Here is a 17,381-nt window from a genome sequence, read left to right as displayed (position 1 = left end):
AGGCATGGGAGCACTTTGATGCGCGAAACATATTACCGACGCCTGGAGTCACGCTTCTGGGCACATCTAGCGTGCGGCATGTTCGCTTTGTTGCTTGTCCTCGGCATGCCGGGCAAGACCTGGGCGGCGCTGCCCGCGCCGCAAATGACGCCCGCGCCGGTAAATGGCGTGCTTGACCCAGGTGACATTCCAGGCCGCAGTGTACGGGTTCGAACGCTCGAGGGGGGCCAGGAGCACTACGGTAAGGAGCTGGTCCTGCTGATGACCGATGATAAGGGCGCCCAGGTGAGCCGGGTCGCGACCAGAGTGGGCTTGGCCCCAATGTTCATAGAACTCAACCTGTCTAAGGACGCCTTCCTGCGGGTGATAGGGAAGGACGTGAAGGTTTATTACACCGTGGCGGGAGTACCTAGCCCGAGCGTCGCCTTCAAGGTGGGGCACGGCTTCGCTGACGATTTCACGCTGGACTTGAGCGGCAAGCTGCGCTTGGCATTCTACCGGGATGGGGAAATGCAGCTCCCGGAAGATGGCGAGGCGCGCGCGCCACTCAGGTTCACGCGCGAAGCGCCCGGTGCCACGAGTTACCAGAGCAGTGATAGCAGCATCGCCACGGTCGATGACAGGGGAGCCGTCACGGCACTGCGCAATGGTCAGACCACCATTACCGCCAAGGTGCCGTCTGGCTCCCAGTCCTATGTGCTGACGGTCACCGGCCTGAAAGGGCTCGAGGTGATATCCAAACAAGGCGCCAAGGCCTGGGCGAACGCCGATGGAATCTGCCGGGAGCTGCAGTTGAGGCTACCGAGCAAGGTCGAGCTCGACGATCTCAAAGGCGACTATCCCGGTCAACTGCGCAAGCTCGATCTGCCGGACTACCCGATATGGGGGGGCGCGCAGAGCGCAGGTACGGCTTGGACCTACTACGCACGCACCGATGAGGTGACCAGTGAATCGCGGGACGCCAACACGTTGCGTCAAGTGGCCTGCGTCACGCAGTGAACCGTGTGGCGTACAGCATAGCTGCGTCCAACCTGCACATTTGGGAGCGTTGTAATGAGATCGATAGGATGGCTTTGCGCGACACTGATGTATTGCCTGCCTTGCGTGGGGGTCTGGGCGCTGGATGGTCCAGAGACGGCGCAGGCGCTCAACCAACGCTTGCAAGCCGTGCCGGTGCGCTGCGTGGGCAACCAACCGATCGAGGCGTGTAGCGGTGTCCTGGTTCGCCCCATGAAGGATCATCACCTTGAAAATTTCTGGTTGCATGACGACGAAGCGACGAAGCGAGGCAGCGAGTGGTTCTACTTCCTGCGCAAGGGGCTCGCCCTGAATCCACCGGAACAGCGCACAGGCTACGTGCTGATGAGCGCGTTCGATGCCATGACAGCCGGCAAGCCGTATCGGGTGTTGACCCGTCCCAACCCCGCCGAGATACCGGTTCTCAACTGGGATCACGCCCGGCCAGCAACCATAGCCCTCGAAGCGCTTTACTACACGGTCGGCAAGTCCCAGGCCCTGTTGCGTGCCCAGCGTAGCCAACTGGCCTGGTTCAAGGCCACAGGGCAGTGGCTGCCGGTGTTGCGGTTTACTCCGGGACAGGCTGCTGCCTTTGGTTACGACGATGCCGACCAGCTGTATACCGGCTACACCGTCGCTTCGCGTATCAGGCAACGCTACGCCGATACCGCCGCCAGGTGCCCGGATGGTAGCGCAGCATTCAATTGCAACGGCGTACTGCTACGTACAACGGATGTCGGCAACTTCCACGCCTGGGACCCCAGCCCCAGTTCCATCACAGGCAATGGTGTCTCGTTCAGCTATTTGCGGGCGGACACCCGGGTGACCTCCATCTCCAAGCCTCAAGGGTTCATCGTTCGACCCTTGTCCTACCCGGTCACCCAGCGTTTGGCACTGCGTTGCGCATACCCCTTCGACGCCCATACCGTGAATTCAAGGGACATGTGTGATTCTAGCCGTTCTTGCGCCTCGTCGAAGGTGGCCACGGTGGAAGCCTGGACGGCCCTCTATAAGAACGATGCCAAAAGAACCTGCTACTTCGAGACCAACCCTGCCGACTTCCAGCTGAGCAACCAGGTCCGTGGCACGGTGGCTGACGCCAAGTCGGACTACGGCTGGAACGAGCCGATGATGGCCGCCTGGACCAAAGGGTCCGGAGCCGGATTACCGCTGGAGGCGTTCATCTACAGCACCGTCGCTCATGAATCGGGTCCGGGCTTGCAGGGGGCCCAGGCGTTCCAGATGGATTTCTATGAAAGCACCGGTCGACACCTGCCGATTTTGCGGGTGCAACCAGGGGCGGCGGTGGAGCAGATGTTCACCTACATGCCCGAAGACCAGAAGACCGAGTAGGGAAATGTCACGATGGAACGCAATGCATACCTCGTACTGCGTGTGTTCATGCTCTTGCTTTTGGGCGGTCAATCCTTGGTTGCGTTGGCGCTCAGTGGTCCGGAAACGGCAATGATGCTCAACCAGCGTCTGCAAGCGGCCCCCGCGCGTTGCGTCGGCAACCAACCGGAGTATGCCTGCAGCGGCGTGCTTGTGCGCCCCATGAGCGAACAGCACCCCGTGAAATTCTGGGAGCACGATCCCGCGAGCATCGTTCGCGGCAGCGAGGCCTTCGTCTACCTGCGTAGCGACCACGACGGCGGCCCGCTGACGCAACGCACTGGCTATGTGCTGATGAGTCGCTTCGATGCGCTGGCCGTGGGCAAGCCCTATGAGGTCAGCGCCAGGCCGACGCCGGGCGAAGTACAGGTGCGCAACTGGGACCAAGGGACGCCGGGCAGGCTCGCCGTGGAGGCGCTGTATTACGACCATGCCCAGGCCGGGGCGTTGCTGCGTGGGCAGCGTGCCCAGCTCGAATGGCACAAGGCTACTGGTGATTGGCTGCCCTTGCTGCGCCACGCTGGAGGTCGTTTTGGTTTCGACCAGGGTGAGCAGTTATACAACGGCTACCGTATCGCTCGCGACATCAATGCGCGTTATGCCAACACAGCAGACGCCTGCCCGGATGGCAGTGCCCGGTACCAGTGCCAAGGCGTGCTAGTTCGCGGCACGGGGGTTGGCAACTTCAAAGCCTGGAATCCCAGCCCCTTGTCGGAGAAGAGCCTTGGCGTCTCGTTCACGTATTTCGCGGCTGACGCGGGGCTGTCGATGACGGTCTGGCCGCAGGGATTCATCGTGCTGCCACTGGGGATACCGGTCAACCAGCCCCTTACGCTGAGCTGCATCTATCCGTTCGATGGCGGCACTGAACAAGTCGGTAAACCTTGCGAGGATCGGGGTGTTTGCTCCGGCATCGTCGATAAGGCGACCTGGTTGAAGCGTTACCCGAACCCGACCCGAAACTCCTGTGCGTTTCGCCCTGATCCGGCTGATTTCGTCGTCGGGGTGAAAGCGCACAAGTGGAGCCTTGAAGGTTTAAAGAGCGTACCTGATGGCTACGACTGGAACGAGCCGGTGGTGAAAACCTGGCCACAGGGCAAAGGCGCCGAGCTGCCCCTTGAAGCGTTCTTCTACAGCCTGGCTGCCCGTCGCCTGCCTGTCGAGGTAGGTCCTGCCAATGCCAGGCGCTTTCAGGGCGAGTACTTGGAAGAAGCCGGCAAGTACTTGCCAGTTCTACGCCTGAATCCCGAGGCGCCAGGCGGTACCTTGGTGACCTTTCTCCCGGAAGATCAGATGAGCAAATAGGGCATTTACACCATGGGTTGCTTACAACGTTTTGCGGCGAGTCTGGTGCTGGTTGTGTTTGCATTGCCCTCCCTGGTTTGGGCTGTCAGCGGGCCGGAGCTTGCCGTTACCCTCAATCAGGCTTACCAGAGCGGCGCGCCCCGCTGCGTGGGCAATAGACCTGCATATTTTTGCAGTGGCGTGATGCTTCGCCAACGGCCGGCGGACGCGCCTTCGCTGTTCTGGCTGCATGGTCCCGAAGCGATAGCTCAGGGGGCCGAGCGTTTCAGCTGGTTGCGCCATGATGTGCAAGGCCAGGGCGTGAGCGCTGCCAACGGTTATGTCTTCAGCAGCCGCTTCGAGGCCATGGCCCAGGGCAAGGACTACAGCTTGCAAGGTGACGATGGCAGCGGTCGGCCCAGCGAGTTGCTGGTGGCAAATTGGGACACGTCGCAGCCCGAGCGTCTGGCCGTGGTCGCGGTCTACTACAACCGAGGCGACATCAATGGCTTGCTGGCCGCGCAAAAGGACCAGCGTGACTACTTTGACGCTACGGGGGCCTGGTTGCCGCTGCTACGGGTAGACCCCGCCTTGCCGGCCGGGCAGGTATTCGGGTTCGACCAGCGCGAACAACTGCACAGCGGCTATCAGGTGGCCGACGGGCTCAACCAGCGTTACACCGACACCGCCTCCAGCTGTGTGGAGGGCCGTCCTGGCTACAACTGCAATGGTGTGTTGATTCGCGCCACCAGCGCCGCGACCAGTTACCACTCCTGGAACCCGACGGCCAACTCCATCGGACGTGACGGGGTGTCGTGGACTTACCTGCGGGCCGACACTGGAATCCTTCGACTGGCGAGCAACGCCTCGGGGTTGATCTTCGATCGCCTCGATCAGCCGTTCGCCCATGCCGTGAGGTTGCGCTGCGCCTATCCGGCCAATGCCGGGACCAGTGGCATTGCCAATAGCTGCCGTGCCAGTTGCCTGTCTCAGAACATCACCACGGTGGCAGCCTGGCGGTCGAGGTACGGCAGCAGCCCTGGTTCCAGCTGCGCCTTCAGCATGGAACCCACGCCCCATGCGGCGCAGTACCAGTTGAACATCGATGTGAGGGCCAGCGGGGGAGCGCACAACGAGATCATCATCGGCGCCTGGCCGCAGAACATACCCGCTCAGTTGCCCATCCAGGCGATCTACTTCCCCAGCGGCAGCGCCAGCCTGGCCGGCGCCCAGTACATCCAGTGGGACTACTTCAGGGAAACCGGCAGGCGCATGCCCCTGGTGCGGGTCAATCTTGCCGCAGGCGGACAGGTCTTCAGCTACCTGCCCGCCGACCAGTACCTGCAGGAGAGGCCACCGATCCTGCCGATGTCGGCGATCCTGCCCCAGGGAGAGACGCCTGAGTACTGAGCTATCCGTGTAACGCAACGGCAGCCTGGCGCAGCAGATGGGCGGTGCTTTCCCAGCCCAGGCAGCCGTCGGTGATCGACACGCCGTATTTCAGCGTGCCCTTGCCCAACGCCTGGCAGCCGTCGAACAGATGCCCCTCGATCATCACCCCGACCAGCGAACGGTCGCCAGCCAGGCGCTGCTGCAGGACTTCCTCGAACACCGCCGGTTGGCGCATCGGGTCCTTACCGCTGTTGGCATGGCTGCAATCGACCATGATCCGTGGCGCCAGGCCGGCCTTGGCCAGGCCCTGGCGCGCCAGGGCAACGCTCGTGGCGTCGTAGTTGGGGCCTTTGTGCCCGCCGCGCAGCACCAGGTGGGTGTCCGGGTTGCCCAAGGTCTCGATGATCGCCGGGTAGCCTTGCGCATCCATGCCGAAGTGACGGTGCGGATGCGCGGCGCTGCGCATGGCGTCGCAGGCGATGCCGATGCCGCCGTCGGTGCCGTTCTTGAAGCCCACCGGCAGTTCCAGGCCGCTGACCATCTCGCGGTGGATCTGCGATTCGGTGGTGCGCGCGCCGATGGCGGCCCAGCCCAGCAGGTCGTCGAAGTAGCCCGCGGCCATCGGCTGCAGCAGTTCGGTGGCGATCGGCAGGCCGCGCTCGAGCATGCCCAGCATCAGGCCACGGGACAGGGCGATGCCGGCGTGCATATCGTCGCTGCCGTCCAGGTGCGGGTCGTAGGCCAGGCCTTTCCAGCCGACCGTGGTGCGGGGTTTTTCCACGTAGGCGCGCATCACCAGCAATAGCTGGTCGTCGACCTCGCGGCTGAGCGCGGCGAGTCGGTCGGCGTATTCGAGGGCCGAGCGCGGGTCATGGATCGAGCAGGGGCCGACCACCACCAGCAGACGCTCGTCGCGGCCTTCGAGGATGGCGCGGATCGCCTGGCGGTGGGCATGGACTTGCTGGGTGAGTTCGGCGGACAGCGGCATTTGCTGCTTGAGCAGGTGCGGGCTGGGCAGGCGCTGGCTGACGTGGGTGTTGGCCGCTTGCGGCTGGCTCAGGGGCAGGGCGAGGTTCGAGGCTTGCATGGCGTGTTCTTCCTTGGGCGGACGGCGGGTTCTGGCCCGCGCGGTCGGCCCTATCGAGGTGTTCGACAGATTGTCAAAAGCTGTGTTTGTGCGGCTTCGCCACCGGAAATCGACCGAACGGAGGCGGCAGGCTGGCCCGAACGGCACTGGCTAAATCGCCATGCAAAGGTGCTTGGGTAGTAGTAGGTGGCGTAGTTCATGAATCTGTCCTCAATGTGAATCGGTGTTTTCGAAAGCCCGGAAAAGCAAAACCCCCGGTCGGGGAGCCGGCCGGGGGTTTGAGTATTCTCATGTTCGGCGGCCCCTCGAAGGTGGGCGCCGGATGGGTGATCGGCGCCTAGTGGCTAAACCAATACCCAAAATAAAAGCTGGCAACGGCGTCGCGACCGGCAACGGCCAGCACAGGGCGCGCGGTGCGACCGGTGTGATTGGCGTGGTTGCAGGATTGTTTCGACATGTTGCTCTCCAGTGAATGAGCCCGAGCTTACTGCACCTTGGCCTTGGCGTTCAATGGGTAATTGCTATTGCGGTGATAGCCCCTTTTACCGTGTCGCCTGATTCGCGGGCAAACCCTCCCACAGGGGCAAGGCGACACAGAAGGTTGCGGCCCATGCCTGCACAAAACGGATAGCACTCTGCACGATCCGGATATCGGTGCCTCATCCACGGGCATAACCTGACCTGGCCTGAACAATAACAACGGAGGCCCTGGCCATGTCCCTGGGATTCGACTATCTCAACGCCTTGCTCGAGGATGACCGGGAAAACGGCGTCTACCGCTGCAAGCGGGAAATGTTCACCGACCCGCGCCTGTTCGACCTGGAGATGAAGCACATCTTCGAGGGCAACTGGATCTACCTGGCCCATGAAAGCCAGATCCCGCAGAACAACGATTTCCTTACCCTGACCATGGGCCGCCAGCCGGTCTTCATCGCGCGCAACAAGGAGGGCGAGCTCAATGCCTTCCTCAATGCCTGCAGCCACCGCGGCGCCATGCTCTGCCGGCACAAGCGCGGCAACCGTGCCAGCTACACCTGCCCGTTCCACGGCTGGACCTTCAACAACAGCGGCAAGCTGCTCAAGGTCAAGGACCCAGGTAACGCCGGCTATCCCGACAGTTTCAACTGCGAAGGCTCCCATGACCTGACCAAGGTCGCCCGTTTCGAGTCTTACCGAGGTTTCCTGTTCGGCAGCCTCAACGCCGACGTCAAGCCGCTGGTCGAGCACCTGGGCGAGTCGGCGAAGATCATCGACATGATCGTCGACCAGTCGCCCGAGGGCCTGGAGGTGCTGCGTGGCGCCAGCTCGTACATCTACGAAGGCAACTGGAAGCTGACCGCCGAGAACGGCGCCGACGGCTACCACGTCAGCTCCGTGCACTGGAACTACGCCGCCACCCAGAACCAGCGCAAGCAGCGCGAGGCGGGCGACGAGATCAAGACCATGAGCGCCGGCGCCTGGGCCAAGCAAGGCGGTGGTTTCTATTCCTTCGATCATGGCCACCTGCTGCTCTGGACCCGCTGGGCCAACCCCGAGGACCGTCCGGCCTACGAGCGTCGCGAGCAGCTGGCCGCCGACTTCGGCCAGGCCCGGGCCGACTGGATGATCGAGAACTCGCGCAACCTGTGCCTGTACCCCAACGTCTACCTGATGGACCAGTTCAGCTCGCAGATCCGCATCGCCCGGCCGATCTCGGTGAACAAGACCGAGATCACCATCTACTGCATCGCCCCCAAGGGCGAGAGCGCCGAGGCCCGGGCCAGCCGGATCCGCCAGTACGAGGATTTCTTCAACGTCAGTGGCATGGCCACGCCGGACGACCTCGAAGAGTTCCGCTCCTGCCAGACCGGCTATGGCGCGGGCCAGGGCTGGAACGACATGTCCCGTGGCGCGACCCACTGGGTCGAGGGCGCCGACGAGGCGGCCCGCGAGATCGAGCTCACGCCACTGTTGTCGGGCCTGCGCACCGAAGACGAAGGCCTGTTCGTACTGCAGCACAAGTACTGGCAGGACACCATGATCCAGGCGCTGAAGGACGAGCAGCGGCTGATCCCCGTGGAGGCCGTGCAATGAGCCTGCATGACACCGTGCGCGACTTCCTCTACCGCGAGGCGCGCTACCTGGACGATGCCCAGTGGGACCAGTGGCTGGAGCTGTATGCCAGCGACGCGACCTTCTGGATGCCGGCGTGGGATGACGATGACCGCCTCACCGAGGATCCGCAGAGCGAGATCTCGCTGATCTGGTACGGCAACCGTGGTGGTCTGGAAGACCGCGTGTTCCGCATCAAGACCGAGCGCTCCAGCGCCACGGTGCCGGACACCCGCACCTCGCACAACCTCAGCAACATCGAGATCGTCGAGGTGGGCGAGGGCAGCTGCCAGGTGCGTTTCAACTGGCACACCCTGAGCTTTCGCTACAAGACCACCGACAGCTACTTCGGCACCAGCTTCTACACCCTCGACCTGCGTGGCGAGCAGCCGCTGATCACGGCCAAGAAGGTGGTGCTGAAGAACGACTACGTTCGCCAGGTCATCGACATCTATCACATCTGATTCACCGCCGAGCCTGTCGGTGTGCCCTCGGGCGCGCCGCGGCCAGGCTCGCCCGCGAGGTGCACCATGAGCTACCAGATCGCATTGAATTTCGAGGACGGGGTTACCCGCTTCATCGAGACCGATGGCCACGAAACCGTGGCCGACGCCGCCTACCGCCAGGGCATCAACATCCCGCTGGACTGCCGTGACGGCGCCTGCGGCACCTGCAAATGCAAGGCCGAGTCCGGGCGCTACGAGCTGGGCGACAACTTCATCGAGGACGCCCTGAGCGACGAGGAAATTGCCCAGGGCTACGTGCTGACCTGCCAGATGCGCGCCGAGTCCGACTGCGTGGTGCGCATCCCGGCCTCCTCGCAGCTGTGCAAGACCGAGCAGGCCAGCTTCGAGGCGGCGATCAGCGATGTGCGCCAGTTGTCGACCAGTACCATCGCCCTGTCGATCAAGGGCGAGGCGCTGAGTCGCCTGGCGTTCCTGCCGGGGCAATACGTCAACCTGAAGGTGCCGGGCAGCGAACAGAGCCGCGCCTACTCGTTCAGTTCGCTGCAGAAGGACGGCGAAGTCAGCTTCCTGATCCGCAACGTGCCGGGCGGCCTGATGAGCAGCTTCCTCACCGGGTTGGCCAAGGCCGGCGACAGCCTGAGCCTGGCAGGGCCCTTGGGCAGCTTCTACCTGCGCCCGATCCAGCGTCCGCTGTTGCTGCTGGCCGGCGGCACGGGCCTGGCGCCGTTCACGGCGATGCTGGAGAAGATCGCCGAGCAGGGCAGCGCGTATCCGCTGCACCTGATCTACGGGGTGACCAACGATTTCGACCTGGTCGAGCTCGATCGCCTGCAAGCCCTGGCCGCGCGCATTGCCAACTTCACGTTCAGCGCGTGCGTGGCCAACCCCGAGAGCGAGTATCCGCAGAAGGGCTACGTGACCCAGCACATCGAGCCGCGCCACCTCAACCAGGGCGACGTCGACGTGTACCTGTGCGGTCCGCCACCGATGGTCGAGGCGGTCAGCCAGTACATCCGCGAACAGGGCATCACCCCGGCCAACTTCTACTACGAGAAGTTCGCCGCGGCGGCCTGAAGTTTCACGGGGCTGCCCGCATCGTGCGGGTGAGGGTGGCCTCTTTTTATCCATGAGCTTCGAGAGTGCCGGGGCCGCGATGCGGCCCTTTCGCGACACAAGGCCGCTCCCACAGGTTCTCCTGTGCCCTGAACCGAGCGCGGTACCTGTGGGAGCGGCCTTGTGTCGCGACGGAGGGCGTAGCCCTCCCGGCAATTTCGGATCGAGCAGGAGATCGACATGAACAACCGATTCCAAGGCAAAGTCGCCCTGGTCACCGGCGCCGCCCAGGGCATCGGCCGCGCCGTGTGCTGGCGGCTCAAGGCCGAAGGCGCGCAGCTGGTGGCGGTGGACCGCTCCGAGCTGGTCCACGAACTGGCGGGCGAGGGCGTGCTGACGCTCACCGCCGATCTCGAGCGGCACGCCGACTGCGCGCGGGTCATGGCCAAGGCGGTCGAGACTTTCGGCCACCTCGACATCCTCATCAACAATGTCGGCGGGACCATCTGGGCCAAACCCTTCGAATACTACGAAGTCGAGCAGATCGAGGCCGAAGTGCGCCGTTCGCTGTTCCCCACCCTGTGGTGCTGCCACGCCGCGCTCCCCTACATGCTCGAACGCGGCAGCGGCGCCATCGTCAACGTTTCGTCGATCGCCACCCGTGGCGTCAACCGCGTGCCCTACGGCGCGGCCAAGGGCGGCGTCAACGCGCTCACCGCGTGCCTGGCCTTCGAGACCGCCGGGCGTGGCATCCGGGTCAACGCCACCGCCCCAGGCGGCACCGAGGCGCCACCACGGCGCATCCCGCGCAACGAGGCCGAACAGGGCGCGCAGGAAAAGCACTGGTACCAGCAGATCGTCGACCAGACCGTCTCCAGCAGCCTGATGAAGCGCTACGGCACTCTCGACGAGCAGGTCGGCGCGATCCTGTTCCTGGCCAGCGACGAGGCCTCCTACATCACCGGCGTGACCCTGCCGGTGGGCGGCGGCGACCTCGGCTGAAGGCCGCCCCGGCAAGGTTTTCTCTTCACACAACAAAAACAAAAGAGACACATGCCATGCGCACACTCGACATCCACCCGATCATCGACAATGCCCGCTTCAGCCCTTTCCACTGGATGGTCATGGCCTGGTGCGGCCTGCTGCTGATCTTCGACGGCTACGACCTGTTCATCTACGGCGTGGTGCTGCCGGTGATCATGCAGCAGTGGGCGCTGACCCCGCTGCAGGCCGGCGCCCTGGGCAGCTACGCGCTGTTCGGCATGATGTTCGGCGCCCTGGCCTTCGGCAGCCTGGCCGATCGCATCGGGCGCAAGAAGGGCATCGCCCTGTGTTTCGCGCTGTTTTCCGGGGCCACCATCCTCAACGGTTTCGCCACCAGCCCCAGCGAATTCGGTGTCTATCGCTTCTTCGCCGGGTTGGGCTGCGGCGGGCTGATGCCCAACGCCGTGGCGCTGATGAACGAGTACGCGCCCAAGCGCCTGCGCAGCACCCTGGTGGCGATCATGTTCAGCGGCTATTCCCTGGGCGGGATGCTCTCGGCGGGCATCGGCATCTTCCTGCTGCCGCGTTGGGGCTGGGAGTCGATGTTCTTCGCCGCCGCCGTGCCGCTGCTACTGCTGCCGGTGATCCTGTACTACTTGCCCGAATCCATCGGTTTCCTGGTGCGCCAAGGCCGGGTGGACGAGGCCCGCCGTCTGCTCAAACGCCTGGACCCGCACTGTGATGTGCGGGCTGACGATCAGTTGCAGGCGCTGGACAAGCAGGGCAAGGGCGCCTCGGTGCTGGAGCTGTTTCGCGACGGTCTGGCGGTGCGCACCCTGGCCCTGTGGCTGGCGTTCTTCTGCTGCCTGCTGATGGTCTACGCGCTGAGCTCGTGGTTGCCCAAGCTGATGGCCAATGCCGGCTACAGCCTCGGTTCGAGCTTGTCGTTCCTGCTGGCGCTCAACTTCGGTGGCATGGCCGGAGCGATCCTCGGTGGCTGGCTGGGCGATCGCTACAACCTGGTCAAGGTCAAGGTGGCGTTCTTCATCGCCGCCGCGCTGTCGATCAGCCTGTTGGGCGTCAACAGCCCGATGCCGGTGCTGTACCTGCTGATCTTCGTCGCCGGCGCGACCACCATCGGCACGCAGATCCTGTTGTATGCCGGCGCCGCCCAGCTTTACGGCCTGTCGGTGCGCTCCACCGGTCTTGGCTGGGCCTCTGGCATCGGCCGCAACGGCGCCATCGTCGGCCCGCTGCTCGGCGGCGCGCTGATGGGCATCAACCTGCCGCTGCAACTGAACTTCATCGCTTTCGCCATTCCCGGCGCCGTCGCCGCGCTGGCCATGGCCTTGCACCTGGCCAGCGGCCGGCGCCATGGCCTGGCCACGGCGGCCTGAATCGAACACTGACTGAACTGGAGCCTGGCATGACAAGCCCGACCATCGACCGGCTGGAGGCGATCATCGTCGACCTGCCGACCATTCGCCCGCACAAGCTGGCCATGCACACGATGCAGCAGCAGACCCTGGTGATCCTGCGCCTACGTTGCAGCGACGGCAGCGAAGGCATCGGCGAGTCCACCACCATCGGCGGCCTGGCCTATGGCTACGAAAGCCCGGAAGGCATCAAGGCCAACATCGACGCGCACCTGGCCCCGGCGCTGATCGGCCTGCCAGCGGATAACATCAACGCCGCCATGCTCAAGCTGGACACGATCGCCAAGGGCAACACCTTCGCCAAGTCTGGCATCGAGAGCGCGCTGCTCGATGCCCAGGGCAAGCGCCTGGGGCTGGCGGTCAGCGAACTGCTCGGCGGGCGTGTGCGCGACAGCCTCGAGGTGGCCTGGACCCTGGCCAGCGGCGACACCGCCCGGGATATCGCCGAGGCCGAGCACATGCTCGAGCTTCGTCGTCACCGCGTATTCAAGCTGAAGATTGGCGCCAATCCGCTGGAGCACGACCTCAAGCATGTGCTGGCGATCAAGCGCGAACTGGGCGAGCGCGCCAGTGTGCGGGTGGACGTCAACCAGTATTGGGACGAGTCCCAGGCTATCCGTGCCTGCCAGGTGCTCGGCGATAACGGCATCGATCTGATCGAGCAGCCCATCTCGCGCAGCAACCGTGGCGGCCAGGTGCGCCTCAACCAGCGCAGTCCGGCGCCGATCATGGCCGACGAGTCCATCGAGAGCGTCGAGGACGCTTTCAGCCTGGCCACCCACGGGGCCGCGAGCATCTTCGCCCTGAAGATCGCCAAGAACGGCGGCCCCCGTGCCGTGCTGCGTACCGCGCAGATCGCCGAGGCCGCCGGCATCGCCCTGTATGGCGGGACCATGCTCGAAGGCTCGGTCGGCACCCTGGCCTCGGCCCACGCTTTCCTCACCTTGCGCCAGCTGACCTGGGGCACCGAGCTGTTCGGCCCACTGCTGCTGACCGAGGAGATCGTCAACCAGCCGCCGGTGTACCGCGACTTCCAGTTGCACGTCCCCACCACCCCCGGCCTGGGCCTGACCCTGGACGAACAACGCCTGGCGCGCTTCGCCCGCCGTTGAAGGCAAACACAGCCCCCTGTAGGAGCGGCCTTGTGTCGCGAAAGGACCGCAAAGCGGCCCCAGTGTTACCACATGGATCGCCGGGGCCGCTGCGCAGCCCTTTCGCGACACAAGGCCGCTCCTACAAGGGCCGAGCCAGATTAGAGAAAGGAGAATCAGCATGCTGTTCCACGTAAAGATGACCGTGAAATTGCCGGTCGACATGGACCCAACCAAGGCCGCGCAACTGAAGGCCGATGAGAAGGAACTGGCCCAGCGCCTGCAGCGAGAGGGCAGCTGGCGCCACCTGTGGCGCATCGCCGGCCATTACGCCAACTACAGCGTGTTCGACGTGCCCAGCGTCGAAGCCTTGCACGACACCCTGATGCAGCTGCCGCTGTTCCCCTACATGGACATCGAGGTCGCCGGCCTGTGCCGCCATCCCTCGTCGATCCACGGCGACGACCGCTGAACTCACTACAAGAACGACACGAGGTACCTGATCATGACCGTGAAGATTTCCCATACCCCTGAAGTGCAGCAGTTCTTCGAACAAGCCGCAGGCTTTGGCAACGACAGCGGCAGCCCGCGCCTCAAACGCATCATCCAGCGTGTGCTGGCGGACAGCGCGCGGCTGATCGAGGAGCTGGAGATCAGCGAAGACGAGTTCTGGCACGCCGTCGACTACCTCAATCGCCTGGGCGGGCGTGGCGAGGCCGGGCTGCTGGTGGCGGGCCTGGGCATCGAGCACTTCCTCGACCTGCTGCAGGATGCCAAGGATGCCGAGGCCGGCCTGACGGGCGGCACCCCGCGCACCATCGAAGGCCCGCTGTACGTGGCTGGGGCGCCGATCGCCCAGGGCCAGGCACGCATGGACGACGGCAGCGAGGAGGGCGTGGCCACGGTGATGCTGCTCGAAGGTCAGGTGCGCGGCCCCGATGGCCAGCCATTGGCCGGGGCGACGGTGGACCTGTGGCATGCCAACACCCGGGGTACCTATTCGTTCTTCGACCAGAGTCAGTCGGCGTACAACCTGCGTCGGCGCATCGTCACCGATGCCGACGGCCGTTACCGCGCGCGCTCGATCGTGCCCTCCGGCTACGGCTGCGACCCGCAGGGGCCGACCCAGGAGTGCCTGGACCTGCTCGGTCGCCACGGCCAGCGCCCGGCGCATATCCATTTCTTCATTTCGGCACCCGGGCATCGTCACCTGACCACCCAGATCAATCTGTCCGGCGACAAGTACCTGTGGGACGACTTCGCCTATGCCACCCGCGACGGGCTGGTCGGAGAGGTGGTGTTTCGTGACGGCGCGCAGGGGCGGGTTGCCGAGCTGAGGTTCGATTTCCAGTTGCAGCAGGCGTTGGACAGCGAGGCCGAGCAGCGCAGCGGGCGGCCGCGGGCGTTGCAGGAGGCCTGATACAGCGCGTCAGGTATTTCGCGGGTAAACCCGCTCCCACAGGTTTCAAGCCTTGTTGATTTCCTGTGGGAGCGGGCTTGCCCGCGAAGCAGGCCACACCAGAACAAGAGCCTGCCACGAAGGCCGGCCAATGCCTTGCGAGAAACGCCATGAAAACCCTACTCGCGGACTGTTCCCTGTCGGCCGTCGTTGCCGGCTGCATTGCCACCCTGATCTCCTACGCCGGCCCCTTGGTGATCATCTTCCACGCCGCCGAAGCCGCCGGCCTGTCCCACGGCCAGCTGTCGTCGTGGGTCTGGGCGGTGTCCATCGGCAGCGCCATGCTGGGCGCGGTGCTGAGCCTGCGCTATCGGGTGCCCGTGGTGATCGCCTGGTCGATCCCGGGCTCGGCACTGCTGGTGAGCGCCTTGCCGCAGATTGGCCTGGCACAGGCGGTTGGCGCCTATCTGGTGGCCAACACCATGCTGCTGCTGATCGGCGTCAGCGGCGCCTTCGACCGCCTGATCGCCCGGTTGCCTGGCTCCATCGCCGCCGGCATGCAGGCCGGGATCCTGTTCGGCTTCGGCATCGAGGTGTTTCGCGCGCTGCCGGTGCAGCCCGTGCTGGTGCTGGCGATGTTCGTCAGCTACGTGCTGATGCGCAGGCTGCAACCGCGCTATGCGGTGGCGAGCGTGCTGGCGGTTGGGACGTTGGTGACCCTGCTCGGTGGCGAGTTTCGCGGCGACGAGCTGGTGCTGGCGCTGGCCTCGCCGCAGTGGATCACGCCACAGTTCAGCTTGGGCGCGACCTTCAGCCTGGCGCTACCGCTGGTGCTGGTGGCGCTGACCGGGCAGTTCATGCCTGGCATGGCGGTGCTGCGCAACGCCGGCTATGGCACCCCGGCCAGTCCCCTGATCGGCGCCAGCGCCGTGGGCGGCCTGCTGCTTGCGCCGTTCGGCTGCCACGGCCTGAACCTGGCGGCGGTCACCGCCAGCCTGTGCACCGGGCGCGAGGCCCACGAAGACCCGCGCCGGCGCTATGTGGCCGCCGTTGCCGGCAGTGGCCTGTACCTGCTGCTGGGCATTGCCGGCGCCACCTTGATGTCTGTGTTCGCCGCCTTTCCCGTCGCGCTGATCGCGGCCCTGGCGGGCCTGGCCTTGTATGGCGCGATCAGCGAGGCCCTGGTGCGTAGCCTCGCCGAGCCGGGCGAGCGCGATGCCGGCCTGTTCACCTTTCTGGTCACCGCCTCGGGGGTGACCTTTCTCGGGCTGTCGGCGGCGTTCTGGGGGCTGCTGTTCGGCCTGCTCGCCCATGGCCTGGCCCACCTGCGCCGAGCGCCTGCACTTGACCGAAGGAGGGCATGACACCGCATCCGCAACGTTCCAGCGCTTCATCACATAACAACAAGATCAGAGAGCTTCGGAATGAATCACACCCCTTGCGTCGCCATCGGCCTGAGCCTGCTCAGCCAATCCCTGTGGGCCGCCGACGGCGGCTTTTTCGAAGAGGCCAAGGCCAGCCTCAGCGCCCGTAACTACTACTTCAGCCGCGACTTTTCCGACATTGTCGGCGCCAACCGGCAGTCCAAGGCCGAGGAGTGGGCCCAAGGCTTCATCCTCGATTTCAAGTCCGGCTACACCCCGGGCGCCGTCGGCTTCGGCCTGGATGTCCAGGGCCTGCTCGGCATCCGTCTGGACAGCAGCCCCGACCGGGTCAACACCGGGCTGCTGCCGGTGCATGGCGATGGCCGCGCCGCCAGTGACTACAGCCGCCTGGCGCCGACCTTCAAGGCACGGCTGTCGAACACCGAGCTGCGTGTCGGTGAGTTGCAACCCAACTTGCCGGTACTGGCGTTCAGCGATATCCGCCTGCTGCCGCCCAGCTACCAGGGCGTGAGCCTCAGTTCCAGCGAACTGGCCGGCCTGAGCGTGCAGGCCGGTCACCTGAGCGCCACCCACCTGCGCAACGAGGCGGGCGACGGCAAGATGAACGCCATGCTTGGCCATGTACCGATGCGCCAGGCCGAGAGCGACGGGTTCGACTATGCCGGTGGCGACTATGCCTTCAACGCCGGGCAGAGCAGCGCCAGCCTGTGGTATGGGCAGCTGCGGGACATCTACCGGCAAGGCTTCGTCGGGTTCAAGCACAGTCAGCCGCTGGGCGACTGGGTGCTCGGCGCCAATCTGGGTTACTACAGTGCCCGTGAGGCCGGTGATGCGCGGCTGGGCAATATCGACAACCAGGCGTTCTTCTCGCTGTTCACTGCCAGGCTCGGCGGCCACGCCTTGCATGCCGGCTACCAGGCCATGTACGGCGACAGCCCGTTTCCCCGGGTGTTCGCCAACATCACGCCGCTGGGCAACGAAGTGCCAACCTACGAGTTCGCCTACACCGACGAGCGTTCGTACCAGCTGCGCTACGACTACAACTTCGTGGCCATGGGCATTCCCGGGCTGACCGCGTCGGTGCGCTACATAACCGGTAACAATGTCGATACCGGGCAAGGCTTCGAGGGCAAGGACCGCGAGCGTGACATCGACCTGGGCTACGCGGTGCAGAGCGGACCGCTCAAAGGACTGGGGATTCGCCTGCGCAATGCCATGGCGCGCTCGAACTACCGCAGCGACATCGACGAGAATCGCCTGATCCTGGTGTACACCTGGCAGCTGTTGTGATCGCCCGCGCGGG

Annotated in this window: 15 protein-coding genes; 14 read left to right on the top strand and 1 reads right to left on the bottom strand. The window is 64.7% G+C overall.

Annotated features, from left to right (window positions below):
• The first annotated feature begins 18 nt into the window (after positions 1 to 18).
• The 4 genes from ACYUME_RS14910 to ACYUME_RS14895 all read left to right on the top strand — a co-directional run bounded on the left by ACYUME_RS14910 (position 19) and on the right by ACYUME_RS14895 (position 5,103).
• Positions 19 to 999, top strand: a complete 981-nt coding sequence (locus ACYUME_RS14910; protein ID WP_460415424.1) for an Ig-like domain-containing protein — start codon at positions 19 to 21, stop codon at positions 997 to 999.
• 231 nt (positions 1,000 to 1,230) lie between these two features.
• Entirely contained in the window at positions 1,231 to 2,370 is a 1,140-nt protein-coding gene (locus ACYUME_RS14905; protein ID WP_460415423.1) for a hypothetical protein, read from the top strand.
• Between the two features lie 12 nt (positions 2,371 to 2,382).
• The gene (locus ACYUME_RS14900) at positions 2,383 to 3,714 is read left to right on the top strand and encodes a hypothetical protein (RefSeq protein WP_460415422.1); all 1,332 of its coding nucleotides are present in this window, start codon (positions 2,383 to 2,385) and stop codon (positions 3,712 to 3,714) included.
• A gap of 183 nt (positions 3,715 to 3,897) precedes the next feature.
• Positions 3,898 to 5,103, top strand: coding sequence for a hypothetical protein (locus ACYUME_RS14895; RefSeq protein ID WP_460415421.1), 1,206 nt, complete (start codon positions 3,898 to 3,900; stop codon positions 5,101 to 5,103).
• Between the two features lies 1 nt (position 5,104).
• Here the strand turns inward: ACYUME_RS14895 and ACYUME_RS14890 are convergent, their stop codons facing one another.
• Positions 5,105 to 6,172 carry a 3-deoxy-7-phosphoheptulonate synthase gene (locus ACYUME_RS14890; protein ID WP_460415420.1) on the bottom strand — a complete coding sequence of 356 codons (1,068 nt, stop codon included), beginning with the start codon at positions 6,170 to 6,172 and terminating at the stop codon, positions 5,105 to 5,107.
• A 714-nt stretch (positions 6,173 to 6,886) separates the two neighbouring features.
• Here ACYUME_RS14890 and benA point away from each other — a divergent pair.
• The 10 genes from benA (at position 6,887) to ACYUME_RS14840 (ending at position 17,368) form a co-directional block, all read left to right on the top strand.
• Complete coding sequence (gene benA / locus ACYUME_RS14885; protein ID WP_460415419.1) at positions 6,887 to 8,245, top strand: benzoate 1,2-dioxygenase large subunit; 1,359 nt, start codon at positions 6,887 to 6,889, stop codon at positions 8,243 to 8,245.
• Positions 8,242 to 8,727, top strand: coding sequence for a benzoate 1,2-dioxygenase small subunit (benB, locus tag ACYUME_RS14880; RefSeq protein WP_460415417.1), 486 nt, complete (start codon positions 8,242 to 8,244; stop codon positions 8,725 to 8,727). Before benA ends, benB begins: the two co-directional genes overlap by 4 nt.
• Before the next feature lie 66 nt (positions 8,728 to 8,793).
• Positions 8,794 to 9,804: a benzoate 1,2-dioxygenase electron transfer component BenC gene (gene benC / locus ACYUME_RS14875; protein WP_460415415.1), complete on the top strand. Its 1,011-nt coding sequence runs from the start codon at positions 8,794 to 8,796 to the stop codon at positions 9,802 to 9,804.
• Between the two features lie 219 nt (positions 9,805 to 10,023).
• Positions 10,024 to 10,785: a 1,6-dihydroxycyclohexa-2,4-diene-1-carboxylate dehydrogenase gene (locus ACYUME_RS14870; RefSeq protein ID WP_460415413.1), complete on the top strand. Its 762-nt coding sequence runs from the start codon at positions 10,024 to 10,026 to the stop codon at positions 10,783 to 10,785.
• A 56-nt stretch (positions 10,786 to 10,841) separates the two neighbouring features.
• Positions 10,842 to 12,164, top strand: a complete 1,323-nt coding sequence (locus ACYUME_RS14865; protein WP_460415412.1) for an MFS transporter — start codon at positions 10,842 to 10,844, stop codon at positions 12,162 to 12,164.
• Between the two features lie 29 nt (positions 12,165 to 12,193).
• The gene (locus ACYUME_RS14860) at positions 12,194 to 13,315 is read left to right on the top strand and encodes a muconate cycloisomerase family protein (RefSeq protein WP_460415410.1); all 1,122 of its coding nucleotides are present in this window, start codon (positions 12,194 to 12,196) and stop codon (positions 13,313 to 13,315) included.
• Between the two features lie 160 nt (positions 13,316 to 13,475).
• Positions 13,476 to 13,766 carry a muconolactone Delta-isomerase gene (catC, locus tag ACYUME_RS14855; protein WP_460415409.1) on the top strand — a complete coding sequence of 97 codons (291 nt, stop codon included), beginning with the start codon at positions 13,476 to 13,478 and terminating at the stop codon, positions 13,764 to 13,766.
• Between the two features lie 33 nt (positions 13,767 to 13,799).
• Entirely contained in the window at positions 13,800 to 14,714 is a 915-nt protein-coding gene (gene catA, locus ACYUME_RS14850; RefSeq protein WP_460415408.1) for a catechol 1,2-dioxygenase, read from the top strand.
• Between the two features lie 149 nt (positions 14,715 to 14,863).
• Positions 14,864 to 16,057 carry a benzoate/H(+) symporter BenE family transporter gene (locus ACYUME_RS14845; protein ID WP_460415406.1) on the top strand — a complete coding sequence of 398 codons (1,194 nt, stop codon included), beginning with the start codon at positions 14,864 to 14,866 and terminating at the stop codon, positions 16,055 to 16,057.
• Between the two features lie 60 nt (positions 16,058 to 16,117).
• The gene (locus ACYUME_RS14840) at positions 16,118 to 17,368 is read left to right on the top strand and encodes an OprD family porin (RefSeq protein ID WP_460415404.1); all 1,251 of its coding nucleotides are present in this window, start codon (positions 16,118 to 16,120) and stop codon (positions 17,366 to 17,368) included.
• Positions 17,369 to 17,381: the final 13 nt, after the last annotated feature.

The organism is Pseudomonas sp. microsymbiont 2 (assembly GCF_054788395.1).
The sequence above is the reverse complement of the archived record's forward strand: the minus strand, read 5'-3'. Positions and strand labels throughout refer to the sequence as shown.